This is a genomic window from Actinacidiphila yanglinensis, assembly GCF_900107965.1.
Taxonomy (GTDB): domain Bacteria; phylum Actinomycetota; class Actinomycetes; order Streptomycetales; family Streptomycetaceae; genus Actinacidiphila; species Actinacidiphila yanglinensis.
In genome coordinates, this window is the sequence record NZ_FNVU01000013.1 from 1 (window position 1) to 24,445 (window position 24,445).

The 24,445-nt window shown below is 73.7% G+C and carries 20 protein-coding genes; 11 read left to right on the plus strand and 9 right to left on the minus strand.

The window, feature by feature from the left end; all coding sequences use genetic code 11:
* Both C4U44_RS26355 and C4U44_RS26360 read right to left on the minus strand, forming a co-directional pair.
* Positions 1-1,092, minus strand: a 1,092-nt coding sequence (locus C4U44_RS26355) for a PP2C family protein-serine/threonine phosphatase (protein WP_103888523.1), incomplete at its 3' end; no start/stop codon positions are given.
* Positions 1,089-3,269 carry a SpoIIE family protein phosphatase gene (locus C4U44_RS26360; RefSeq protein ID WP_103888524.1) on the minus strand — a complete coding sequence of 727 codons (2,181 nt, stop codon included), beginning with the start codon at positions 3,267-3,269 and terminating at the stop codon, positions 1,089-1,091. The genes C4U44_RS26355 and C4U44_RS26360, both read right to left, overlap by 4 nt.
* A 325-nt stretch (positions 3,270-3,594) precedes the next feature.
* Here C4U44_RS26360 and C4U44_RS26365 point away from each other — a divergent pair, with 325 nt between their 5' ends.
* Positions 3,595-4,797 carry an alanine--tRNA ligase-related protein gene (locus C4U44_RS26365; protein WP_103888525.1) on the plus strand — a complete coding sequence of 401 codons (1,203 nt, stop codon included), beginning with the start codon at positions 3,595-3,597 and terminating at the stop codon, positions 4,795-4,797.
* A gap of 101 nt (positions 4,798-4,898) precedes the next feature.
* Here the strand turns inward: C4U44_RS26365 and C4U44_RS26370 are convergent, their stop codons facing one another.
* Positions 4,899-5,408, minus strand: a complete 510-nt coding sequence (locus C4U44_RS26370) for a peptidylprolyl isomerase (RefSeq protein WP_103888526.1) — start codon at positions 5,406-5,408, stop codon at positions 4,899-4,901.
* A gap of 159 nt (positions 5,409-5,567) precedes the next feature.
* Between C4U44_RS26370 and C4U44_RS26375 the strand changes: the two genes are divergently transcribed.
* Positions 5,568-7,199 (plus strand): MFS transporter, encoded by a 1,632-nt coding sequence (locus C4U44_RS26375; RefSeq protein WP_103888527.1) that lies wholly within the window; start codon positions 5,568-5,570, stop codon positions 7,197-7,199.
* A 55-nt stretch (positions 7,200-7,254) separates the two neighbouring features.
* On the opposite strand, the gene C4U44_RS26380 is transcribed toward C4U44_RS26375, so the two are convergent.
* Positions 7,255-8,391 carry a glycoside hydrolase family 3 N-terminal domain-containing protein gene (locus tag C4U44_RS26380; protein ID WP_103888528.1) on the minus strand — a complete coding sequence of 379 codons (1,137 nt, stop codon included), beginning with the start codon at positions 8,389-8,391 and terminating at the stop codon, positions 7,255-7,257.
* A 716-nt stretch (positions 8,392-9,107) separates the two neighbouring features.
* On the opposite strand from C4U44_RS26380, the gene C4U44_RS26385 reads away from it, so the two are divergent.
* Positions 9,108-12,638, plus strand: a complete 3,531-nt coding sequence (locus C4U44_RS26385; protein WP_103888529.1) for a phosphodiester glycosidase family protein — start codon at positions 9,108-9,110, stop codon at positions 12,636-12,638.
* A gap of 84 nt (positions 12,639-12,722) precedes the next feature.
* On the opposite strand, the gene C4U44_RS26390 is transcribed toward C4U44_RS26385, so the two are convergent.
* Entirely contained in the window at positions 12,723-13,775 is a 1,053-nt protein-coding gene (locus tag C4U44_RS26390; RefSeq protein ID WP_103888530.1) for a LacI family DNA-binding transcriptional regulator, read from the minus strand.
* A gap of 93 nt (positions 13,776-13,868) precedes the next feature.
* On the opposite strand from C4U44_RS26390, the gene C4U44_RS26395 reads away from it, so the two are divergent.
* Complete coding sequence (locus C4U44_RS26395; RefSeq protein ID WP_103888531.1) at positions 13,869-14,825, plus strand: amidohydrolase family protein; 957 nt, start codon at positions 13,869-13,871, stop codon at positions 14,823-14,825.
* Positions 14,822-15,412, plus strand: a complete 591-nt coding sequence (locus C4U44_RS26400) for a cysteine dioxygenase (RefSeq protein ID WP_103888532.1) — start codon at positions 14,822-14,824, stop codon at positions 15,410-15,412. Before C4U44_RS26395 ends, C4U44_RS26400 begins: the two co-directional genes overlap by 4 nt.
* Before the next feature lie 69 nt (positions 15,413-15,481).
* Here the strand turns inward: C4U44_RS26400 and C4U44_RS26405 are convergent, their stop codons facing one another.
* Positions 15,482-16,450: an NADP-dependent oxidoreductase gene (locus C4U44_RS26405; protein WP_103888533.1), complete on the minus strand. Its 969-nt coding sequence runs from the start codon at positions 16,448-16,450 to the stop codon at positions 15,482-15,484.
* 308 nt (positions 16,451-16,758) lie between these two features.
* Here C4U44_RS26405 and C4U44_RS26410 point away from each other — a divergent pair, with 308 nt between their 5' ends.
* From C4U44_RS26410 to C4U44_RS26420, 3 genes are all read left to right on the plus strand, one after another.
* Entirely contained in the window at positions 16,759-17,517 is a 759-nt protein-coding gene (locus C4U44_RS26410) for a G1 family glutamic endopeptidase (protein ID WP_103888534.1), read from the plus strand.
* A gap of 215 nt (positions 17,518-17,732) precedes the next feature.
* On the plus strand, positions 17,733-18,152 hold the full coding sequence (locus tag C4U44_RS26415) for a DUF2795 domain-containing protein (RefSeq protein WP_103888535.1): 420 nt from the start codon (positions 17,733-17,735) through the stop codon (positions 18,150-18,152).
* A gap of 478 nt (positions 18,153-18,630) precedes the next feature.
* Complete coding sequence (locus C4U44_RS26420) at positions 18,631-19,104, plus strand: GNAT family N-acetyltransferase (protein ID WP_407642895.1); 474 nt, start codon at positions 18,631-18,633, stop codon at positions 19,102-19,104.
* Here C4U44_RS26420 and C4U44_RS26425 read toward each other — a convergent pair.
* A complete protein-coding gene (locus C4U44_RS26425; protein WP_103888536.1) occupies positions 19,032-20,315 on the minus strand; it encodes an MFS transporter in 1,284 nt (427 codons plus the stop codon). The genes C4U44_RS26420 and C4U44_RS26425 overlap by 73 nt on opposite strands.
* A 101-nt stretch (positions 20,316-20,416) precedes the next feature.
* Here C4U44_RS26425 and C4U44_RS26430 point away from each other — a divergent pair, with 101 nt between their 5' ends.
* Positions 20,417-20,881 carry a MarR family winged helix-turn-helix transcriptional regulator gene (locus tag C4U44_RS26430; protein WP_103888537.1) on the plus strand — a complete coding sequence of 155 codons (465 nt, stop codon included), beginning with the start codon at positions 20,417-20,419 and terminating at the stop codon, positions 20,879-20,881.
* A gap of 1 nt (position 20,882) precedes the next feature.
* On the plus strand, positions 20,883-21,755 hold the full coding sequence (locus C4U44_RS26435) for a LysR family transcriptional regulator (RefSeq protein WP_322973675.1): 873 nt from the start codon (positions 20,883-20,885) through the stop codon (positions 21,753-21,755).
* Positions 21,756-21,794: 39 nt separating this feature from the next.
* Here C4U44_RS26435 and C4U44_RS26440 read toward each other — a convergent pair whose 3' ends face one another.
* Positions 21,795-22,475 (minus strand): GntR family transcriptional regulator, encoded by a 681-nt coding sequence (locus C4U44_RS26440; protein WP_103888690.1) that lies wholly within the window; start codon positions 22,473-22,475, stop codon positions 21,795-21,797.
* A 323-nt stretch (positions 22,476-22,798) separates the two neighbouring features.
* Here C4U44_RS26440 and C4U44_RS26450 point away from each other — a divergent pair, with 323 nt between their 5' ends.
* The gene (locus C4U44_RS26450; protein WP_103888538.1) at positions 22,799-23,581 is read left to right on the plus strand and encodes a dienelactone hydrolase family protein; all 783 of its coding nucleotides are present in this window, start codon (positions 22,799-22,801) and stop codon (positions 23,579-23,581) included.
* 205 nt (positions 23,582-23,786) lie between these two features.
* Here the strand turns inward: C4U44_RS26450 and C4U44_RS26455 are convergent, their stop codons facing one another.
* Positions 23,787-24,431: a LysE family translocator gene (locus tag C4U44_RS26455; RefSeq protein WP_103888691.1), complete on the minus strand. Its 645-nt coding sequence runs from the start codon at positions 24,429-24,431 to the stop codon at positions 23,787-23,789.
* Positions 24,432-24,445 lie beyond the last annotated feature (14 nt).

A 24,445-nucleotide genomic window follows, 5' to 3' on the forward strand; every position in this document is an offset into this window, starting at 1 on the left:
GTACCTGGTCAGGTCGATCCGGACGTCCTCCAGCAGGACGGCGGGGGTGTCGCGGGTCCAGTACGCGAGACGGTCCGCGAGCGGGTAGAAGGCACCTTCGACGTTGCGGGCCTCGATCACGCCGTCGGTGTAGAGCAGCAGGATGTCGCCGAGCGCCAGGTCGTAGCTGTCGACGTGGTGGCCGCCCCGGCCGAGGTCCCCCAGGCCGAGCGGCAGCTCGGGCACGTCCGGCAGCAGCGGGATGACGCGGTCACCGCGGATGAGCAGCGGCGGGGGGTGCCCGCAGTTCGCGATACGCACCGTTCCCCCGTCGTCGGCGATGTCCACCACGACGGCGGTCACGAACCGCTCCAGGAACTCCGGCTCGACCGGGCGGGAGTCGACCGTGCCCGGCGCGCCGTTCTCCTCCAGGTCGACCAGGTCGTCACGCAGTCCCTCGTCGAGGTAGCCCGGCAGCGACTCCAGCGGCACGCCGGAGCGCACCGCCCGGCGGAAGGAGCTCAGCAGCAGCCCCACCACCTCCACAGCGGCTAGGCCCTTGCCCTGCACGTCGCCGACGAGCACACGGGTGTCCCCCCGTTCGTCCACCCCGGCGGCATAGAGGTCACCCCCGATCGCCGCCTCCTCCTCCGCGGCCAGGTACATCGAGGAGATCGTCACCCGGCCCAGCCGGCCCGGCAGCGGGCGCAGCAGCGCCCGCTGGGTCGCCTCGGCGACCTTCCTGACCTTCGCCAGCTGGCGCTCGCGGCGCGCGCGGGCGCGCGCGGCCAGCACGGCCCCGGCGCCGACCAGCACCGCGGTCGCCAGCACCACGGGAAAGTTAGCGGTGCCGAGGAGGTTGTTGTCCGCGGAGGCCCAGACGACCGCGCCGACGGTCAGGATGCTGATCAGGAGGACGTCGAGCGGGCCGAGGAACACCGCGGCCAGCGCGGGCACGGCGGCCGTCAGACCGGTGATGCGGATCCGCTCGCCGCTGACCAGATTCACGCCGAGCATCACGGCGAGGGACACGAGCGCGGCGGTGAGCAGGATCGGCCGGGACTTCAGCGCCCTCCAACCGACCGGCCGCCCGTCGGCGCGCCTCGATTTCATGGCTCAAATTTACCGCCGCGCCCCGCATCCTTCTCGTCCGCGGACCGCTGCGCGGTGAGGACGAGCAGGGCCTGGTCGTCGTCGGTGGGGACGCCGGCGGTGTGCCGGCTGACCGCCCGGATGACGGCGCCGAGGACATCGTGCGCGGTGACCGGCCGGGCCCGGTCGAGCGCTCGGGTGATGCCGGCCTCGCCGAACTGCCGGCCCGCGCGGTCGCGGGACTCGGTGATGCCGTCGGTGGTGAGCACCAGCGACTCGCCGGCCCGCAGCCGCAGCGAGGCCGCGTCGGGCACCGCCTCGCGGAACGCGCCGAGCAGCATCCCCTCGCTGCTGACGGGTGCGGGAGGGCTGCCGGGCCGGTGGTGCACGGGCATCAGGTGCCCGGCCCTGATGAGGTCGATGTCGAGCCGGTCCCCGCGCGGCAGCAGGTGGCCGTAGACGAGGGTGACGAAGTCACCGCCGCTGCCGGGGACGCGTTCGAGCAGTGCGGTGTTGATGGCGCCGGCGACGGCGACGGGGTCGGCGAGCAGCGGGGCGACGGCGCGTGCGGTGTGCCGGACCAGGGCGGTGATGGTGGCGGCCCGCGCCCCGCGCCCACAGACGTCGCCGATCATGAAGGCCCACCGGCCGCCGGGCAGCGGGAACACGTCGTAGAAGTCGCCGCCGATGTCCAGCCCCTCGCCGGCCGGGCGGTAGTAGGCGGCCAGCTCCCCGCCGGGCAGGTCGGGCATGTCGGCCAGGAGCAGCCCGGCCTGGAGGTCGTGCGCGAGCCGGGCCCGGTCGCGGAACTGTCGGGCGTTGCGCGCGACGGTGGAAGCGCGGTGGGCCAGTTCCTCGGCGAGGGCGACCTGGCGCCATTCCAGGGGGTGGTCGCCGGTGGTGAGCAGGGTCAGGGTGCCGTAGCCGCGGCCGCGCTCCCGCAGCGGGATGCGGACGTGGCCGGTGACGTCGAGGGCCTCCCACGGGCCCGGGGTGTCGGGGGCGCCCCGGGCGATCCTGGTGGCCTCCGGAGTGGTGCCGGAGGGCAGGACCGCGGCGGAGTGCGCGGCGAGCAGCAGCTGCTGGCCCGGCTTCTCCGCGCGGGCGGCGATCCTGCGCACCCGCCCGTCGGCGAGGGCGTCGATGACGCACAAAGGGGCGAGGTCGGGCACGCACAGCCGGGCGAGGTGGCGGAGGGTCTGCTCGTAGTCCAGGTCGCGGCCGAGCGCGGTGCCGGCCTCCAGCAGGAACGCCAGGTCCTCGCGGGCGGCCTTCTCCCGGGCCTCGGCGACGGCCCTGGCCTCCTCGGCCCGGTGCCGCTCGACGGCGAGCGCGGCGATCCTCGCGAAGGCGGTGCACAGCGCCAGGTCGGAGTCCTGGGGGGCGCGCGGGGTGCGGTGGTACATCGCGAAGGTGCCGAGCAGCCTGTCGTCGGAGGAGATGATCGGGGTGGACCAGCAGGCGGCGACCCCGGCGTCGGCGGCCTGCTCCCGGTAGTCCTCCCAGGACGGGTCGGTGGCGATGTCGCTGGTGACGACCGCGCGGCGGCGGTGCGCGGCGGTGCCGCACGAGCCCATGCCCTCGCCGGTGGCGATCCCGTCGATGGCCTCGTTGAAGGAGTCGGGCAGGCTCGGCGCGGCGCCGTGCCGCAGGTGCAGGCCGTCAGGGTCGGCGAGCAGGACGGAGGCGATCACTCCGGGTGCGAGGTCCTCGATGACGTGGGTCATGCCGTCGAGCACCTCGTGCAGCGGGGCATGCCGGGCGATCTGCTCCAGCAGGGCGCGCTGCTCGGCGGCGAGCTCCTGGGCGTGCCTGAGCGGGGTGATGTCGACGCCGAGCACGCGCACGCCCAGGGTCCCGCCGGAGTCGTCCAGGCGGGGTTCGACGGTGAGGTCGAAGTACGCCTCACGGCTGTGGCCACCGCCCTCGAGGCGGACCGGGACGTCCTGCGCGGAGTAGGGGCGGCCGGTGCGGTAGACGCCGTCCAGGAGGGTGATCAGGCCCTGGCCGACGAGTTCGGGCAGGCTGCGGGCGAGCGGGCGGCCGAGGGCACGGGCGTCGGTGCCGAGCACCGCATTGAAGGTCGCGTTGGCGACCCGCAGGATGTGCTCGGGGCCTTCGAACACGGCGAGCACGGCGGACGAGCGGCCGAACGGATTGTCCGGCTCGCCGTCGCTCCGGGCGCTGTGAGCAGCCATCCCGGGCTCCCCTCGCTTGTCGTGCGCAGCCCCGAAATTCACTGTGCCACAGTCGTCGAACAATGGTAAATGTCCCGAATTGTGATGATCTCGAAAAACGGCGGCGCGAGGCGGGCGCACCCTGTTACCGTCGAGGCATGAAGGTCACGCACCGCACCACCACCGCGACCGCGCGAGCGACCAGCTCGCCGGTTGCCGCCGCCTGACCTCACTCCACTCCCCCGGCGACCGGAAACGGTCCGCCGGTGCGCGCGCTGCGCCTTCCTCCGCTCACGGCCCTTCCGGCGGCCGCTTTCCGCTCGCCCGTCCCGGAAAGGGCTCCGCCATGGACACCGAGCAGACCGTCCGCACCTTCCTCGACTTCTACCGCGACCGCGGCCACCATGTGCTACCGGGTGCCTCGCTGGTGCGGCCGCCCGGCGACCCGGTGCTCTTCACCACCTCCGGCATGCACCCGCTCACCCCCTACCTCACCGGCCGCCCGCACCCGGACGGGGTGCGGCTGGCCGACGTGCAGCGCTGCCTGCGCACCACGGACCTGGACGAGGTGGGCGATCCCACCCATCTGACCGCCTTCCAGATGCTCGGGTCCTGGTCGCTCGGCGACTACGGCAGCCCCCGGAGCGTCACCTGGGCCCGCGACCTGCTGGTCGACGGGTACGGCATCCCGCCGGGCCGGCTGCACGCCACCGTCTTCGGCGGCGAGTCCGGCCATCCCGGGGAAGGACTCGGCCCGGACATCGAGACCGAGGACGCCTGGGGCGAGCTGGGGGTGCCGGTCGAGCGGCTCGGCCCGGACAACTGGTGGTCCAACGGCCCCACCGGCCCGTGCGGCCCCGACTCGGAGATCTTCGTGTGGACCGGCGACGGCGAGCCCGCAGGCACCCCGGGCACCGACCCGCGCTGGGTGGAGATCTGGAACCACGTCTCGATGCGCTACCTGCGCCACGACGACGGCAGCCTCCACTCCCTGCCGCGCGGCAGCATCGACACCGGTATGGGCCTGGAGCGTCTCGTGACGATCCTTCAGGGCAGGCCGTCGGTCTACGAGTCGGACGCCTTCGACACCTGGCGAGGCGTGCTGCCCGGACTGTGGGGCGGCGACGAGCCGACCCGCCGGATCGTCGCCGACCACCTGCGCTCGGCCGCCGTCCTGATCAGCGACGGGGTACGCCCCGCCGCCACCGGGCACGGCTACGTGCTGCGCCGGCTGGTGCGCCGGGTGCTGACGCTGCTGTGGCGCGAGGACCGCGACCGTACGCTCGGCGACCTGCCGCCCGAGCCGGTCGAGGACTCCCTGCGCCACTTCGGCCTGCCCCCGCAGGGCCCGCCACGGGCTCCCCGGGTGCGGGACGTGCTGCTCGACGAGGAGCGGCGGTTCGGCTCCCAGCTGGACCGGGGCCGCCGGGTGCTGTCGCAGCGCCGCTTCTCCGGGCCGCTCGGCGAGGAGGACTACGCCTTCCTGCACGACACGCACGGGCTGCCCCGCGAGCTGGTCACGGCCCTGCGCGCCGAGCAGCAGGGGTAGCGGCCGGAACGCACCGCGCCCCCGCCGCGGAGGAACCGCGGCGGGGGCGCCGTACGCGCGTAGGGGTCAGGCGGAGGTCGGTACCGGCATGTGCGTGCGGCTCACGCGGCGGCGGGGACCGTGCCGGACTCGGTGATGACGACCTTCGAGTTGAGGGAGCCGCTGCGGGAGCCCTTGCCCTCGATCTGCTTGACCAGGTCCTGGCCGTCGACGACCTCGCCGAACACGACGTGCTTGCCGTCCAGCCAGCTCGTCACCACGGTGGTCACGAAGAACTGCGAACCGTTGCTGTTCGGGCCCGCGTTCGCCATGGACAGCAGGAACGGGCGGTCGTGCTTCAGCTGGAAGTTCTCGTCCTCGAACTTGTTGCCGTAGATGCTCTTGCCGCCGCGGCCGTCGCCACTGGTGAAGTCGCCGCCCTGGAGCATGAACTCCGGGATGACGCGGTGGAAGGCGGAGCCCGCGTAGCCGAACCCGTTCTGGCCGGTGGCCAGCTCGCGGAAGTTGCGGGCGGTCTTCGGCACGACGTCGTCGAACAGGCGGAAGACGATCCGCCCGGCGGGCGCACCGTCGATGGAGATGTCGAAGTAGACGTTGTCCTTGTTGTCCATGGCCCCATCCTGACATCTCCGCCGCGCGCCCCTGCACAGGGGGCGGCGCAGCCACCCCCTTCGGACCATCCATCCGGCCATCCGCGGCTGGCGGGACCGGCCGGCCCATCCGAGGGTGGAGCGGGACGAGCAGCGTGCGGACACGGGCGAGGAGAGCGGATGGCGGTCACGGCCGGAGCCGGCGGGCGGTCGAAGAACCTCGTGCTGGCGGCGATGATCTTCGCCGTCGCCATGACCTTCATCGACCAGACCATCGTGTCGATCGCGGTCCCCGAGATCCAGGACGAGCTGCGGCTGTCCAGCACCGGCGTGCAGTGGGCGGTCAACGCGTACCTGCTGTCGTTGGCGGCGTTCTTCGCGTACGGCGGGCGGCTGGCCGACACCGTCGGGCACCGGCGGATCGTGGTGCTGGGCGTGCTGGTCTTCGCGCTGTCGTCGCTGCTGTGCGGGCTCACCCCGAAGGGAGCCGCGGCGCAGACCTGGATCGTGGTGTTCCGGGCGGTGCAGGGCTTCGGCGGCGCCCTGATGTTCCCGGCCGCGCTGGGCATCGTGGTGCAGACGTTCCCGCTCCGCGAGCGCGGGAAGGCGCTGGCGCTGTTCTTCGGGATCGCCGGCGGGCTGACCGCGATCGGCCCGATCCTCGGCGGCTGGCTGACCGAGTGGACCTGGCGGGCCATCTTCTGGGTGAACCTCCCCGTCGCGGCGATCGCCCTGGTGCTGATCGCGCGGGCGAGGCCGGTCACCGACCACCGGCCGGCCCCGATGGACTACCGGGGCCTGGCGCTGATCGTGGCCGGCGTCGGGCTGAGCGTCTTCGGCTTCCAGCAGTCCCAGATCTGGCACTGGTCCAACCCCGGGATCTGGCTGTGCATCGCCGCCGGCGTGGCCCTGCTGGCCGTCTTCTCCCGGGTGGAGCTGCGCACCGCCTCCCCGCTGATCCAGGTGCGGATCTTCGCCGACCGGGCGTTCGCCGTGGAGAACCTGGTGCTCGGCATCGCGATGCTGGTGTTCGTCCCGTTCTTCTTCTTCGCCAGCGAGTACGCGCAGATCGCGCTCGGGAAGTCCGCGTCCGGCGCCGGCGAGTACCTGCTCTACTTCTTCCTCGGCTTCGTGGTCGCCTCGCAGATCGGCGGGCGGATGCTGGACCGCGGCGGGGCGAAGCGGCCGGTGGTGATGGGCTGCGTGATCTGCGCGATCGGTTTCTACCTGCTGGCGGGCGAGGTCACCGACCTCGACTTCGGCGCCCAGCAGTGGTCCATCGTGCTCGCGGGCGCCGGCATGGGCTTCATGCTCACCCCGGCGAGCACCGACGCGGTCAACCGCGCCTCCCGGCTGTCCTACGGCGAGGCGACCGGCATCACCCAGACCGTGCGGAACTACTCGGCGAGCCTCGGGCTCGCGGTGCTCGGCACCATCTCCGTCGCCCGGTTCGAGTCCCACCTGCGCTCCTCCCTGATCGCCCAGGGGGTACCGGCCGCCCAGGCCGGCACCGAGGCGCACGACCTCGCGCAGGACCACCGCTCCACCCAGGGCGCCACCGCCATCCCGCACTTCGTCCGCCTGGACTTCGCCTACTCCACCCGCACGGTCTTCTACGTGATGGCCGGGATCATGGCCGCGGCGGCGGTCGCGGCCTGGGTGGGCCTGCAGCGCGGTGTCCAGCAGTTCGACGAGGCGGGCGGGGCGGACGGGGCGGTGCAGGCCGGTACGGCGCAGGGCGGCACGGACCGGGACGCGGGCGGCGACCCGGGTCCGGAGAAGGACGGGCCGCCACCCGCTCATCGGCCCTGATGCGGGCCCTCGGCGACGGTGCGGTCGGGTCGCCGGGGCCGGTCGGACAAGGGCGTCAGGACAGGGCGGTACGCAGGGCGGAGACGCGCTGGACCGCCGCGTCGAACGCGGCGGAGGGGAGCTGGCCGCTGGTGTACGCGTCCGCCAGCGCCTGCGCGGCGGCGTCACCCTGGGAGGTGGCGCGGGCCGAGCACAGCAGCAGGTCCATGCCGGCGCCGGCGGCGAGGACGGCCCGCTGGGCGGTGCTGTAGGAGGAGCTGATCGCCCCGGCCTCCAGGGCGTCGGTGACCGTCACCCCGGTGAAGCCGAGCCGCCCGCGCAGCTCCTGCTGCACCACGGTCGAGGACAGGCCCGCCGGGTGGGAGGCGTCGAGGGCGGTGTAGACCGCCCAGGACACCATCACCAGCCGCACACCCGCGGCAATCGCGGCCTGGTAGGGCGCCTCGTCCACGCTGCGCAGCTTCGACAGGCTCTGGGTGAGGGTGACCGGGCCCTCGTCGGTGTTCTGGGAGGCGGTCGCGGCGCCGAGGCCCGGGAAGTGCTTGGCGGTGGCGGCGACCCCGGTGCCCTGCTGGGCGGTGATGAAGGCGGAGCCGAGGCTGGAGACGGTGGTCGCGCTGTTGCTGAAGGAGCGCTGGTACTCGTCGATGAAGTTGCCCGCGGTGTAGTACACGTCCAGGACCGGGGCGAGGTTGACGTTCATGCCCACGCCGGCGAGGTTCTGGCCGGCGCCGGTGCCCGCCTGGGTGGCGGCGGTCAGGGGTTGCGAGGACGCGCCGACCTGCTTCTCGGACTGGGTCGGCGCGCCGGGCAACCGCCGTACCTCGCCGCCCTCCTGATCGGTCATCAGCAGCAGCGGTGACTTGACCGGGCTGGACGCGTTGGCGGCCACCAGCTGGTCGACCACCGAGGCGATCTGGCTCTCGCTGGAGATGTTCTCGCCGAAGAAGATGACCCCGGCCGCCTCGCCTGCGCTGATGGTCGCCAGCAGGCCCGACGGCACGGTCAGCCCGGGATAGGAGTAGATGACCCGCTGGCCCGCGGTCTGACGGGCCGTCAGCGCGGCAGGAGCGCGGCGGGTCCGCGCCGCGGCCGAGGCGCGGCCGGCGGTGGCGGATGCCGCGGCCACGGCCGCGCCCGCGGCGGTCAGGAGGGTACGGCGGCGGACCGGGAGACTGCGAGGTGCGTCCATGGGGGCCTTTTCCCGTGCGTGAAGGGGTGGAGGTGTTGCCGCGTCCATGACACAAGTGCGACGGTACGCCCCCGCCGCGTCGGCGCGGAAGACGCGCCCGGCACCGCCAATGGCCTACGCCACAGGCGGAATGCCGGAGCTGCGGCAACGCGGCCGAGCACGGCGAAACCTTCACCGCAACCGGAACCGGCCGGCGCCCGCCCCGGGCGGAACCGGCGCGCGGCGGGCCGCGTTGACGCCGCCCGGCGCCGCCCGATGGCGTTCGGCCGGGAGCCGGGCGTCGCCGTCCTCCGCCCACCTGGGCAGGAACCGGCGCTACGCCGCAGGCTTGCTGACGGTCGGTCGGCCTCTCGTGCGGCGGCCCCGCGCCGGGTGCGACCGCGCGGTCGCGAGCGCCGGCGCCGTACACCCGCCATGCCCTCCACCGAACGGGAGAATTCACGTCGTAGCCGGCAATGAGCCGTCAGGAGAGCGGTAATGTTGGCGATGCACCGACAAATATTCCGCCGCGCGGGTCATAATGTGGCGGGGCTCGCCACCTGGGGCGCGCCCTGGTTCCCGCTGCCCACCTGACGCGTCGACTCCGCGACGGGCGCGCGCAGTTCGGGGCCGCACTCCCCGCGAGGCGCAGCACCGTACCGTTCCCGCAGCACAGGCCGCGACGGCCGGGCCGCCCCGTGCCCGGCGCGCCGGCGGCAGGCCCGGCCGGAGGACCCATGGCTCAGCTCTTCACCCGTCCACGACGTCCCCGGCGCCCGTCCCGGGCCCCGGCCGCGCTCCTCGCGACCGTCGTGTGCGCCGCGCTGCTGGCCGCCGCCGGCCCGCCCGCGGCCGCCGCGCCCGCCGCGCCGGCGAGGGGCTCGGCGTCCTGGCTGCCGCCCACGCCCGACCAGTGGCCGCTGGTCGTGGACGAGAAGACGACCGCGCCGCGCACCCTCACCCAGGGCGTCAGCAACTACTCCGACACCCTGCAGACCGTCGGCGGCGCGCAGCGCGCGCAGGTCCTCGACGTGTCGCTGGCGGACCCCAACGTCCGCCTCGGCGTGGTGGAGTCGCACGACCGCCTCACCGACCCCGCGGACGAGGTGCCCTCCTCGATGGCGCAGCGCACCGGCGCGGTCGCGGGTGTCAACGGCGACTTCTTCGAGATCAACACCAGCGGCCGCCCCGAGGGCATGGTGGTACGCGACGGGAAGCTGCTCAAGAGCCCCGAGCCGAGCCGCGACGCGGACCTGTGGGTGCACCACGACGGCACCATCGGCATCGGCACCGAGACCTGGACCGGCACCCTGACCGACCGTACGAACGCCGCGTCCACCCCGCTGACCGGGGTCAACGCGGTGGACGACCTCGGCGCGGGCGCGCTGCTGCGGGTCACTTCCGACCTCGGCCCGACCTCGATCGCGGCGGCCACGGTGGTGACCGGCCACCTGGGCGCCGACGGCGCCACGCTGACCGTGGACTCCGTCGCCACCGGCGTCACCGACCTGCCCCAACTCGGCAGCGGCCAGGAGGACCTGGTCGGCTCGGCGGCCTACGGCGACTGGCTGGCCGCACACCTGCACGCCGGCGACGAGGTGTCCACGACCGGCAGCCTGGGCCCGGACACCGACGTCGTCCAGGCGCTCAGCGGCGGCGCGATCCTGGTCAAGGACGGGCAGCGCGCCGTGCCGCTCCAGGGCGGCGGCGACAACAACATCGACAATCCCGTGACCGCGGTCGGCGTCACCAAGGACGGCAAGCAGGCGATCTTCGCGGCGTTCGACGGCCACCAGGCCGAGGGTGTCGCGCAGGGGCTGACCCGGCCGCAGCTCGCGGGCTGGCTGATGCAGCACGGCGCGTACCAGGCGATCCTCTTCGACGGCGGCGGCTCGACCCAGATGGTGGGCCGGCTGCCGGGCCGGAGCCAGGCGTCGGTGCTGAACACGCCCTCGGACGGGCACGAACGGCCGGTCGCCAACGGCCTGTTCCTCTACAGCCGGGAGGCGGCGCCCGCTGCCGCGACCCGGGCGGTCGTGAACGGCGGCAAGCCGGTGACGGCGCTGGCCGGCACCTCGGTGGACGTCCCCGCCTACGCCCTGGACCGCCGAGACAACCCGGCGGCCGACCCGGTCGCGCTGACCGTCAGCCCGCCCGGGTCGGCCACGGTGCACGGCACCACGCTGACCCTCGCCGGCCGGCCCGGCCGCGGCACCCTGCACATCAGGGCCGGGCACGCCTCCTCCAGCGTCCCGCTGTCGGTGGTGGCCGGCCTGCGGACGCTCGCCGTGACACCGTCCCAGGCCGACCTCGGCAACGGCGCGACCCAGGCACTGTCGTTCACGGCGACGGCCGCGGGCGGCGCCGCGGTGAGCCTGCCGCCCTCGGCCGTGCACTGGTCGGTGGACCACCCGGAACTGGGCGCGGTGGACGCCGGCGGCACCTTCACGGCGGCGGCCACCGGCACCGGCATGGTCACCGTGACGGCCACGGCGGGCGGCGCGAAGGCCACCGTGTCCCTCGCGGTCGGGTCGACCACGGTCCCGGTGGACCCGCTCACCGACCTGTCGAAGTGGTCCGTCACCAGCGACTACATGAACGTCTACCCGCGCAAGGTGCCCAGCCCCGGCCCGCACTCCACCACCAACGGCAGCATCGCCCTGGACACGTCGACCAGCGCCCGACCGGGCGACGGCGGTTCGATGGACGTGCACTACACCTACCCGAACAAGACCGGCACCTACGACCTGAGCGTCTACCTCAACGACCCGCAGAGCGAGCAGGTCCCGCTGCTGGGCGGCGACCAGGCCCCGATCGGCCTCGGGGTGTGGGTGAAGGGCAACGCCGACCTGGCCTCGCGGCCCGGCGACGGGCTCGCGCCGGGCATCGTGACCCTCAACGTCGGTATCTGGCAGGCCAGCAACCAGCCGACCAGCTTCTACCCGACCGGGATCACCTTCGACGGCTGGCAGTACGTCGTCGCCAAGCTGCCGACGGGCCTGCAGTACCCGCTGCGCATCAACTACCTGGGCCTGGTGACCATCAAGCCCGGCCCGGATCTCACCGGCGACGTCCACCTCGCCGACCTGGAGGCGCTGTACTCGCCGCGCCCGCCGAAGCCGGCGACGTACACCGCGATCCCGAAGAACCCGTCGTGGCTGCAGTTCACCGACACCTCGTCCTTCCGGCCGGGCGGCACCACCGTCGCCGCGTTCGACGACGCGCACACCACCGCTGCCACCCCCGGGGCGACCGGAACGGTGGCGCTGAAGTCGCTGCCGGGCGTCTTCGGTTCGCTGCCCGCCGCCGCCCGCCCGCAGCAGGTGCAGGCGCTCGGCGACATGTCCGACAACGGCACGACGGGCGACCTCACGAACCTGCGCACCCTGATGGACGGCCTCGGCGTGCCCTACCGGGACGCGGTCGGCAACCACGAGATCACTCAGGGCGCCGCCCCGGAGAACGGCGACTTCACGAGCGTCTTCGGCGCGACGCACTACGCGTACGACGCGGGCGCGGCGCGGCTGATCGTGACCGACAGCGGGCACATCGGCATCACCGCGTCGGACCCCTTCCAGGTGCCGGACGAGGGCGAGTCGCAGTACCTGTGGCTGGCCCGGCAACTGAGCGCGAACACCCAGCGGGTGGCGATCGTGGTCACCCACACACCGGCCTACGACCCGCACCCGCGCGCGGACAGCCAGTTCACCGACCGGTGGGAGGCGCAGATGTACGAGGCGCTGGTGCAGCGGTACCAGCGCACCCACCCCGGCGTGCACGTGCTCATGATGTTCGGGCACGCGCGCGGCTTCGCCGAGGACCTGCGCGAGCCGGACGGCACCGACGACGCGGGCGGCATCCCGAACTTCGTGGTCGCCGACCTGGGCACCCCGCCGTACGCGACCCCGGACCAGGGCGGGTTCTTCAACTACGGGCTGTTCCACATCCTGCCCGACGGCACGGTGCAGTTCGCGGTGCAGCCGCTGCTCGCCTCGGTCGCGGTGACCGCGCCCGCGCCGTCCCTGGCGCGCGGCGGGAAGGAGCAGTTGACGGCGACCGGCACGTCGATCGCCGGTGACGACCTGACGGCGCTCCAGGTGCCGGTGCAGGACCCGGTGTCCCGCCACTGGACCAGCTCCGATCCGCGGGTCGCCACGGTGGACGCCGCCTCGGGCACCGTGACCGCGCACCAGCCGGGCACGGCACGGATCAGCGTGACGGCGGGCGGGGTGACGGGGACGGCGACCGTCACGGTGACGGCCGGCTGAGCCGGCGGTCCGGCCGGACCGCACGCGCGCAGGGCCCGTCCCGCACCCCTCGACCAGGGGCGCGGGGCGGGCCCTGACGTCGCGTCAGGTGCTCTCGCCCGCAGGCGCGTCCGCAGCGGCGCTTCCCCGGGCGGTCCCCGGCGCGCCGACCGAGCCGCGCGGCTGGGCGACCGGCGCCAGCACGCGCCGCCGGCTGCGCTTCCCGGCGGTGATCGCCTTGACCGTCCGCTCGACCACCAGGTCCACCAGCAGGTCCACCGGCCAGCGGTAGGTGGACAGCGGCGGCGTCAGCAGCCGCGACAGCGGGTGGTCGTCGTAGCCGACCACGGAGATGTCGTCGGGGACCTCCAGGCCCGACTCGCGGGCGCCGGCGTACACCCCGTAGGCCATGGAGTCGGCCATGCACAGGAACGCGGTCGGCGGGTCCTGGCCGGCGAGGACGCCGCGCGCGACGGCGGCGGCGCCGTCCAGGTCGTGCGGCGAGCGGTGCAGCGTGACGTGCAGGCCGAGCCGGCGGGCCACCTGGCCGGCAACCGTCTCGGCCGGGCGGTCCGGCGTGGTCAGCCCGCCCGGGGTCATCACCGCGATCCGGCGGTGGCCGGCGGCGACCAGCACGTGCAGCGCGTCGGTGATGCCCGCCTCGTTGTCGAAGACGACCTCGGCGTGGGCGGCACCGCCGGACAGCCCGTCGCCGATCGAGATCAGTACCGTCCGCTCGGCGACCTCGGACCAGTGCGCGGCGCCCGGGTCGACCGGCAGCACGATCAGCGCGTCCACCCGCTGGTCGGCGAGTTGCGAGGCGAGCGTGGCCTCCAGCGCCGGATCGTTGGAGGCGTCGACGATCAGGGCGTGCCGGCCGTCGCCGAGCAGCCGGCGGCCGAGGGCCGCGGCCGTGGCCTGCTGCCACACGTCGGTGAGGGAGCGGCACAGCACGCCGATGTAGCCGGTACGGCCGGAGGCGAGGGCGCGCGCGATCGGGTCGGCCTGGTATCCCAGCCGCTCGGCCGCCTCGCGCACGCGCTGCTGGGTCTCCGGCGGCACCTGCATCCCGCGCAGCGCGTAGGACACCGTGGCGGTGGAGAGCCCGGTCTCCTCGGCGAGATCGCGCTGGGTGACCCTCGGCGGACGTTGCGGCACGCGGCCAGTGTAGGGGGCGCCCTTGACGAGGGCCGGCGTTAAGCGCTTCACTGAAGCGCTTAACTGAAGCGCATCAGTGGACGTGAGGAGGGTATGTCCGACTCCGGCCCCACCACCCCCGCCGCCGCCACGGATGTCCATCAGCACCTGTGGCCCCCCGCTCTCGTCGAACGGCTGCGCGGCCGCCGCCACCCCCCGCGGCTCGACGGCTGGACGCTCCACCTGGCCGGCGAACCACCGTACGAGGTACGGCCCGAGGACCACGACCCGCGGCTGCGGGCAGGTCTCGACCCGGACGTCCGCCGGATCGCGCTGTCCCTGTCCAGCCCGCTGGGCATCGAGTTGCTGCCGCCGGATGAGGCGGAGCCGCTGCTGGCCGCCTGGCACACGGGCCTCCTCGCCCTGCCGGACCCGTTCGTGGGATGGGCGTCGCTCCAACTGACCGCGCCCGAGCCGGAGTCGCTGGCGAAGCTGCTCGCATCGGCGGCGCCCGGCGCGGAATCCGGCGCCGCGCCGGCCCGACGCCTGATCGGGCTCCAGGTGCCGGCGGTCGCGATGGCCACGCCGCACGCGCTGGAACGGCTCGCGCCGGTGCTCGCGGTGGCGGAGGCGGCGGGCAGGCCCGTGCTGGTGCATCCGGGACCCGAACCCCCGTGCGCGGAGCCGCTGCCCGCGTGGTGGCCCGCGGTCGTGGGCTACCCGGGCCAGCTCCAGGCCGCGTGGTGGGCCTGGCACACCGCCGGGCGCGCCCTGCTGCCGCGGCTGCGGATCTGCTTCGCGGCCGCCGCGGGGCTCGCCCCGGTGCACCACGAGCGGGCCGCCATGCGCGGCGGCGGGCCGCTGCGGCTGGACCCGGGCGTCTTCGTGGACACCTCCTCCTACGGCCGCCAGGCGCTGGACGCCGTGGTCCGGGTGCTGGGCATCGACGCCCTGGTCCTGGGCAGCGACCGTCCGTACGCCACTCCCACTGACCCGCGGCTCGGCACGGCGGCACGCTTCGCCGTCCGCGTCGCCAATCCGCTGCACCTCCTCGAAGGGATCCGCCCGTGACCGCTCCGACGCCGTCCCTCCCGTCGCCCGAGGACCAGGACACCGCTCCGGTCCAGCGCGCCGAGCCCTGGCTCGGCGTGCGCGCCTCCGTCACCCTCGGCACGCTGCCCGGCCGCGACCTCGACCGGCGCGAACTGCTCGCGCTCGCCTCGTCCGTCGCCGCGGACCCCGCGCTGTGGCGCCGGCACGTGCTGTTCGCCGACGACCGGCGGCACTACGTCTCGCTGCACCGCGACGCCCATGTCGACGTGTGGGTGCTGTGCTGGACGCCGAGCAACGACACCGGCTGGCACGACCACGACATCTCCTCCGGCGCCGTCGCCGTGACCCAGGGCACCCTGGTCGAGCACAATCTCGCCGTCGGCATGCCGAGCCTGGCCACCCCGGTCCCGGCCAGCCAGGCGTACTCCTTCGGTCCCGACCACATCCACCGCCTCACCGGGCGGGACGCCGGGAGCGTCTCGATCCACGCGTACTCCCCGCCGCTCTGGCGGATGGGCCAGTACACCGTCGGCCGCACCGGGATCCTGCGGCGCACCTCGGTGTCGTACGCCGACGAACTGCGGCCGCTGGACGACATCGTGTGAGCCGTCCGGCGCGTACGGGCCGGGCTGGGCGCGAACCGCGGGCCCGGCCCGCACCTGCCGCAGCCCGGCTCACGGGGAGACGTGCAGGACCACCTTGCCGCGCCGGTGCGGGCGGGCGAGGGCGGCGTACGCGGCGGCGACGCCGGACAGCGGGTACGTGCCGGCGATCGGGGGGTCGAGGCGCCCGGCGGCGACGAGCCGTGACAGCTCGTCGAGGCCGGCGCGGTCCGGCACCACGACGAAGAACACGCCGCGGGTGAAGCGGGGGCCCTCGGCGGGAAGCGGCTCGGCGACGCTGACCAGGGTGCCGCCGGGACGCAGGACCTGCCAGGAGCGGGTCCGGGTGTCGCCGCCGACGGTGTCCAGGACCAGGTCGACATCCGCGACCTGCTCGTCGAACGGCCGCTCGACGTAGTCCAGTACGCGGGTCGCGCCCAGGCCGCGGACGAAGTCGGCGTCGCGGGCCGACGCGGTCGCGGTGACCTCCGCGCCGAGGGCGGCGGCGATCTGCACGGCGAGGGAGCCGACCCCGCCGGCTCCGCCGTGGACCAGGACGCGCTGCCCCTCGCGCAGGCCGCCGTGCGTGACGAGCGCCTGCAGCGCGGTGAGCCCGGCCAGCGGGAGGGCGGCGGCGTGGTCGTGGTCCAGGCCCGCCGGTTTGGCGGCGACGACGTCCGCGGGCACGACGGCGTACTGCGCGGCGGCGCCGTCGGAGGTGAACGGGATCAGCCCGTAGACCTCGTCGCCCTCGCTCCAAACGGGCGCGCCGGCGCCCGCGTCGGGTGCGCCGGCCGGTCCGGCCGCGGCCACCACCCCGGAGAACTCCTTGGACGGCACGATCGGCAGCCTCGGCGTCCCGCCGCTGTCGAGCGCGTCGGTCCAGGTGGCGTCCCAGTCGAGTTCGCCGGGGGTGATCGCGGCCGAGCGCACCTCCACCAGCAGGTCGCCGGGGCCGGGTTCGGGACGGGGCGCGGTCTCGTAGCGCAGTTGCTCGGGTCCGCCGCGGGCGTGGCCGCGCACGGCGTGCATCGTCGTCATCTGGCTGCCTCCTGACCGCATGAAAACCCATCAGGAGCGGTGTGCGGGCGGCGACTCGCCGGGGGCGGAGCGGCTCGGTCCGCATCGTGCGCGGGCGTTCACCGTTCCGTCCGGACCGTATGCCCCGGAATGATGCCGGACTCCCCTTATTCCGCACCGTACTTGGTGCGGTCTTTGCCGATCGTTGGGGCGACCGGGTGCCACGGAGCGGTGATTGTCTGCACACTGTCAATCACTGGCGGCACGCGAACCCCACGGGGCGCCGCCGGTCACACGCCTGCACCGCGAGATCCGCGAGAAGGAGCAGCATGTCGGCAACCAAACGCTTCACCGCCGCAACAGCCGTCAGCGCGGCGGTCATGTCCGCCTTGGCCACCGCCCCGGCGGTGGCGAGCGCCGCCCCCACGGTCTTCCAGGCGCCGGTCGGCAGCCACCGCGTCATAGGCCCCGACGGCGGCGTCCAGCACAGCACCAGCGGCAACTGGGCCGGCTACGCGGCCACCGGGCGGACCTTCACCAGCGTCTCGTCGAGCTGGGTGCAGCCCGCGGTCAGCTGCTCCAGCTCGACGGCGTACTCGTCGTTCTGGATCGGCCTGGACGGCGACGGCAGCAACTCCGTGGAGCAGACCGGCAGCGAGGGCGACTGCTCCGGCGGCCGTGCCGAGTACTACGCCTGGTACGAGATGTACCCGGCCTACCCGGTGAACTACAGCAACGCGGTCAGCGCGGGCGACCACTTCACCTCGACGGTCAGCGTCAGCGGCACCACCTACACCCTGACGCTCTCCGACACGACCAAGGGGTGGACCAAGACCACCACAAAGAAGCAGAGCGGGCTGTCCAACGCCTCCGCCGAGATCATCGCCGAGGCGCCGTCCAGCTCGACCGGGGTGCTGCCGCTGGCGAACTTCGGCACCGCGTCGTTCACCAACGCCACCGCCAACGGCCAGCCGATCGGCAGCCTCTCCCCCGACAAGATCAACATGGCGTCGGGCAGCACCACGAAGGCGACCACCTCGGCGCTGTCGAGCAACGAGAACTTCACGGTGACCTGGAACCACTCCTGAGCACCGGCTAGTGCCGCGTCCGTGAGGACGCCGGCTCACTCCTCGGCCCCGCCCGGACCTGTCCCGGGCGGGGCCGAGCGGCGTGCGGGGGCCGATCCGCGCGGGGGGTGGTTTCGGGACGTAGCGGGCGGGTACCCGATGGAGCCAAGCCCCGGCCGGGGGCGCGGCGCGTGTGCCGCGTGCCCCGGCGATCGACCAAGGGAGGCCATGGCCGCATGACGGACCAGGGAACCAACAAGACCGGCTTCGCCCGTGACGACGAGATGAAGAAGGAGATGCACATCGCCCTCAAGGCGAACCGGGCGGTGCGGGCCGACGAGGAGTTTGCCGAGCCCCAGCCCTCCGACCAGGACCCGGCCCTCGCGGAGCCCGCCCGTACCGGCGCCCCGCCGACCGGGATGACGCCGCAAGGCGTCTACGTGCGCAACGACCTGGCCAGGCATCTCGACCGCAGCGTCTATCCGGCCCGGCGCGGGGCCCTGCTCGGCGCCCTCCACCGCCATCAGGCGCCGGACTCGCTCGTCGACCGGGTGTCCGGTCTCCCGCCGGACGAGGTCTACCCCAACGTCCAGGCCGTCGTGCAGGCCCTGGGATACGGCGTCGAGGACCGCCGCAACCGGCCCACCGGCCCGTAAGGCCGCCGGCCGCTCGCCACCAGGGTGCCCCGTCGCACCGCCGACGGGGCACCCTCGCGGAGGAGGTCGCTTCACAGGAGCGCGGGTGACCGCGCTCCTGGCCACGACGGCGATATCGATGGACCACCGGCCGCATCAGAGGCACCCGCCAGGCACCCGCTTCCCCTTGGGGCACCCTCGCGAAAGAGGCTGCCTACAGAGGCCCTGGGGCACCTCCCGGCCGCCAGGCCGGGGGAGGAACCGCGCTCCCGGCCACGACGAGGACACCTCTCGCGGAAAAGGTCGCTTTTCAGGGGCGCGAGGAACTGCGCGAGCAACCGGCCACCGGCCGGTGGTCCGGCGACATCGTCGCAGGGGCTGGGCGTGCGGAATCCCGGCGAAAGCACGCGGCAGGCGGCCGCGCTAGATTCATGGCGTGACGGGAGAACCGGCGCCCCCGGCGGGCGCGAACACGACGGACGAAGCCGGGCCGTTCGCGATACGCCGAGGAGACCTCGGCGACGTGGCCGAAGTGGTGCGGCTGCGGCGGGTGATGTTCGCCGCGATGACCGGCGCCGACGCGCCCGGGCCGTGGGAGGCCGAGGCACGACGGCTGCTGGCCCGGCAGTTGGCCGTCCCGGAACCGTCGACCGGGGTGTTCGTGGTGGACGCGGCGGACCGTGAAGGGCTCGCCGCGTGCGCGGTCGGCACGATGGAGGAGCGGCTGCCCTCGCCCTCGTCGCCGGCCGGCCGCTTCGGCTTCGTCTTCAACGTGTGCACCGATCCCGCCTACCGCGGTCGCGGCTACGCCCGGGCGGCGACGGAGGCACTGCTGGACTGGTTCGCGGCGCGGGGCGTGTCGCGGGTGGACCTGCACGCCACGCCCGACGCCGAGCACCTCTACCGGGAGTTGGGGTTCGCGGCCCACTCCACCGCGCTGTCCCTGAACGTCTCCGGCCGCACCCGTTCCTGACCGGCCACCGGCAGCGCGGTCGCTGACCCCGCCACCGTACGGCTCGGCCCGGCCGTCCGGCCGCGCCGCGTACCGCGGTCCAGCGCGGCGGAGACCAGCGCGAGCACCAGCGCGGCCGCGGTGAGCGCTGCGCCGACCCAGTTCGCGGCGGTGTAGGAGTGGCCGGCGGAGATGACCAGCCCGCCCAGCCACGCGGCGATCGCGTTGCCCAGGTTGAACGCGCCGATGTTGAGCGCGGAGGCGAGGGTCGGCGCGCCGGACGCCTGGTCCAGCACCCGCTTCTGCAGCGGCGGCACCGTGGCGAAGCCGAGCGCGCCGATCAGGAAGACGGTGACCGCTGCGGCGACCTTGCCGTGCGCGGTGACGGTGAAGGCGGCGAGGACGACGGCGAGCGAGCCGAGCGCGGTCAGCAGCATCGGCATCAGGTGCCGGTCGGCGAACCGTCCGCCGACCAGGTTGCCCGCGACCATGCCCAGCCCGAACAGCACCAGCAGCCAGGTCACCGAGCCGTCGGCGTACCCGGTGACGTGGGTCATCATCGGCGCGAGGTAGGTGACCGCGGCGAAGACCCCGCCGAAGCCGAGGACCGTCATCGCCATGGCGAGCAGCACCTGCGGCTTGCGCAGCACCGCGACCTCGTGCAGCAGCCGGACGCCCTCGGGCCGGGGCAGGTCGGGCACCAGCTTCGCGACGCCGAGCAGCCCGAGCACGCCGAGGCCGGCGACCAGGAGGAAGGTGACCCGCCAGCCCGCGCTCTGCCCGACGAACGTGCCGAGCGGGACGCCGACGACGTTGGCGACCGTCAGCCCGGTGAACATCATCGCGATGGCGCCGGCCCGCTTGTGCGGGGCGACCAGTTCGGAGGCGACCACCGAACCGATGCCGAAGAAGGCGCCGTGCGCGAGGGAGGCGACGACCCTGCCGATGAGCATCACCGCCAGCACCGGCGCGACCGCCGAGATCAGGTTGCCGACCACGAACAGCCCCATCAGCAGGAGCAGCATCCGCTTGCGCGGGATCTTCGTGCCCAGCACGGTCATCAGCGGCGCGCCGGCGACCACGCCCAGCGCGTAGCCGGTGACCAGCAGACCGGCGGTGGGAACGGAGACGCCGTAGTCGCCGGCGATCTGGGGCAGCAGGCCGACGACGACGAACTCGGTCGTGCCGATGCCGAAGGCCCCGATGGCGAGGGCCAGGAGCGCGAGGGGCATGGTGGGGCCTTTCACGGGGACGGGTATCCAGCGCACGCTTTCAACAAGCGTCGACAATAGTTGCACACGCGGGTTATCTGCAAACGCGCTATAGTGGGAGCATGACCGCCACCGACCCGTCACTGACCGCACTCGCCGACAGCTGGTGCGCGCTCTCCCTGCTGCACGGCCGGATCGAGGCGCACATCGAGCGCGCCCTGCAGTCCGGGCACGGCGTGAGCGTGCGCGAGTTCTCGCTGCTCGACGTGCTCAGCCGGCAGCACGACGGCGAGGGCGGCCACCTCCAGATGAAGCAGGTCGCCGACGCGGTGGTGCTCAGCCAGTCCGCGACGACCCGCCTGGTGACCCGGCTGGAGGAGCGCGGCCTGCTCTCCCGCTACCTGTGCCCGACCGACCGCCGCGGCATCTACACCGACGTCACCCCGGTCGGCCGCGACCTGCTCGGTGCGGCCCGCCCCACCAACAACGCGGCGCTGCGCGAGGCGCTCGACCAGGCCGCGGCCGACCCGCGACTCGCCCCGCTGGTCACCGCGGTCGAGGAGATCCGCCGGCCGGCGGCGGTCTGAGATGACCGGCGTGGACGTCGACCTGCGCAAGCTGCGCTACTTCGTCGCGGTCGCCGAGGAGCTGCACTTCGGGCGGGCGGCGGAGCGGCTGCACATCGCGCAGCCGGTGCTCTCCCGGCAGATCCGCGCGCTGGAGGGCGAGTTGCGGGTCCGCTTGCTGGAACGCGACCGGCGCGGCGCCACGCTGACCCCGGCCGGCGAGCAACTGGTGGGCGACGCACGCAACCTGCTCGCCGCCGCGGACGGGCTGACCCGCCGGGTGCGGGAGGCGGCCGGCGACCGGCGCTTCGTGGTCGCCTTCATGCCCGGCATCACCGTCACCGGCCCGGTGCAGGAACTACTGGCCCGGCACCCCGGCCTCGACGTCCAGGTGATGCGCACCGGCTGGCACGACCAGGCGACCGTCCTGCTCGACGGCAGCGCGGACGTCGGCTTCGTCCGCACCCCCGTCGACCGCACCGGCCTCCGGCTGCGCCGGCTCTACGACGAGCCGCGCGTCGCCGTACTCCCCCGCGGCCACCGCCTCGCCGGGCGCGGCGCCATCGGCATCGCCGACCTCGCCGGGGACGTGCTGCTGCAGGACCCCGACGCCGTGCCGGAGTGGCGCGACCTCCCCGACCGCCGCGAGGCCCGCTCCGAACCCCCGATGCGCACCGTCGAGGAGAAGCTGGAGTACGTCGCCTCCCTCCAGGGCGTCGTCATCCTGCCCCGGTCGGCCGCGGCCTTCTACACGCGTGCCGACGTCTGCCACGTCGAGGTCGCGGACATCGCCGGCAGCGGGGTCCTCCTCGCCTGGGCGGCGTCCCACGAGGCGCCCCTGGTCACGGAGTTCGCCGCGCTGACCGAGCAGCGGCCCGCCGCGCCCGCGGCCTGACCCGGGCGGGGCGGCCCTTCCCCCCGCGGCACCCGCGTGTCACGCCCCGGTGTACGGCCGCGGGGACTTCTCCACCTCGGGCAGCGCCTCGATGACCGAGGCCAGGTGGGCGCGCATCGCCGCCTCGGCGGCGTCCGGCCGCCCCGCACACACCGCGTCGATCACGGCCAGGTGCTGGGGCAGGGAGACCTGCGGCCGACCGGGGTGCATGGCAAGCCGGAACTGGCGGCGGACGTTCTGCCCCTGCAGCCGCTCCAGGACCGCGCAGGCGGTGCGCTGCCCGCTCATGGCCAGGAGCCGCGCGTGCAGCCGGCGGTTGAGTTCGGAGTAGCCGAGCACGTCGCCGGACGCGACCGCCGCTTTCATGGCCGCGCCGAGGTCGCGCAGCGCGGCGCGGTCGTCCTCGGTGGCCCGCTCGGCGGCCTTCGCCGCGCACAGGCTCTCCAGCGCCATCCGCACCTCGGTGATCTCGACGGCCTCGCCGAGCGACACGGCCCGGACGCGGGCCCCGCGGTTCTGGATACGCTCCACCAGGCCCTCGCTCGCCAGCTGGACGAGCGCGTTGCGCACCGTCGCCCGACTTGCGTCGAACTGCTCGGACAGCTCCGCCTCCACCAGACGCTGGTTCGGCGCGAAGTCGCCGTCGGCGATGGCCCGACGAATCGCATCGGCGACGGTCGGCCCGGCCGGGTCCGACGCTCCGCGCGCGGTCACCGCCATGACCTGCACCCCATCGTGGGCACCCCCGTTTTGGCGACAATATTGTTCTCGCTATCGTACCGGATCCGCGTCGGCCCGTTCCCGCGGGCGCGGACCACCTGGGCCCGGGTGGCGGCGAGACCTGTCCTCGGGGGCGTGATCGAGACCGAGCGGCTGCTCCTTCGCCCCCTTCGGATGGCGGACGTCGACGCTTTCGTCGCGCTCCATGCCGACCCGAGGGTCCACCACTTCGTCGGAGCGTACTCACGCGACGGGGAGTTCATGGGTCGCAGCGGACTTCAGACCCCCTTCAGGTCCTGACGGGCTCCTGGTTGGATGGCGGCGTGGATGAGGCCATCGAGTGGACCGACCGCCGCATCGTGGACGGTGGCGTCCTGGAACAGGGGTTCCGTTCGGCCCGAGAGGTCAGCACGGTCCCGGGCGTGCTCTGGCTACCGCATCCCCCTGCCGCCTCACCGCCTCCTCTCGTCCTGCTCGGGCACGGAGGCAGCGGGCACAAGCGAAGCGAGCGCATCGCGGCCCTGGCGCGCTGGTTCGCGTCGTACGCCGGCGTTGCCGCACTCGCGATCGACGGACCGCTCCATGGCGATCGGGTGCCCAGCCCGCTCCCGGCCTCGGAGTACCAGGCGCACATTGCCGCGGAAGGGATCGACGTCGTCCTCGATCGCATGGCGGACGACTGGCAGGCGACGGTGCACGCGCTGTCGGCCTCGGGTCTCGTGGACGCCGGCAACCTCGCTTACCTGGGAATGTCCATGGGTGCACGGTTCGGCATCCCCGCATCGGCTGCCCTGGGCGATCGGCTCCGCTGCGCGGTATTCGGCAAGTTCGGCCTCTGGCAGGGATCAGCCCTGCACCAAGGCCTGGAAGCGCCGGAACGCATCGCGACCGACGCCGGACGGATCACCGCTCCGACCCTGTTTCACGTCCAATGGGATGACGAGATCTTCCCCAGGGACGGCCAGTTGGCCCTCTTCGACGCACTGGGAGCACCGGACAAGCAACTGATCGGCTACGCCGGTTCCCACACGGAGACCAGGTCTGCTGCCATCGAACTCTGGCGCGAGTTCGTTTGCCGTCACCTGGCACCTCACGACACTCGGTGAGTCGGCTGTCGCGGATGAGAGTGCGGGCGATGCCGGCGAAAGCCACTCCCCTGCCGCGCCTGCGAGCCGGACGGATCGATTCCCGATGGGTGGACAAGCACGGGAAGCGAACTCGCGGACGGGACACGGAGGTTCTTCCGCGGGCGGGCGAGGGCAACCGCACCACGTCCGCTGACCACGCCACCGCCATGCCCCGGACACGAGGTCAAGCCCGCGCGCGGGCGGGTACCTCCCGGGCGAGGGCGATCGTGACGGCACCAAGGAGGCTCCCGGTGGTCCAGCGTTGCCACTTGGCCCATGCCGGGCGGCGCTTGAGCAGGTCGGCGATCGATCCGGACGCGAGAACGATCAGCGCGTTCACGGTGAGACCCACCGTGATCTGCACGGCGCCGAGGGTGAACCCCTGTGCCGTGGTGTGGCCGCGTGCGGGATCGATGAACTGCGGGATGAGCGCGAGGTACAGGATGGCGACCTTCGGGTTGAGCAGGTTGGTGATCAGCCCCATCCGCATCAGCCTCGCGTACGAGTCGCGTGGGAGGCCGCGCGGCTCGAACAACCCGCGGCCTCCCTGCCTGAGCGCCTGCCAGGCCAGGAAGGCGAGGTAGACCACGCCGACAGCTTTGAAGCCGATGTACAACCACGGGACGGCGACGAAGACCACCGCCAACCCCACGTTGGCCAAGGTCATGTACACGAGGAAGCCCAGTGCGGTCCCGACCAGCGAGACGAGCCCGGCCGCGCGGCCCTGGCTGACGCTCCGAGACACCAGGTACACCATGTTCGGGCCCGGCGTCAGTGCCATTCCCAGTTCGACCAGGGCCATTCCGCCGGCTGCCGCCGATGAGATCATCACACGCACCACCA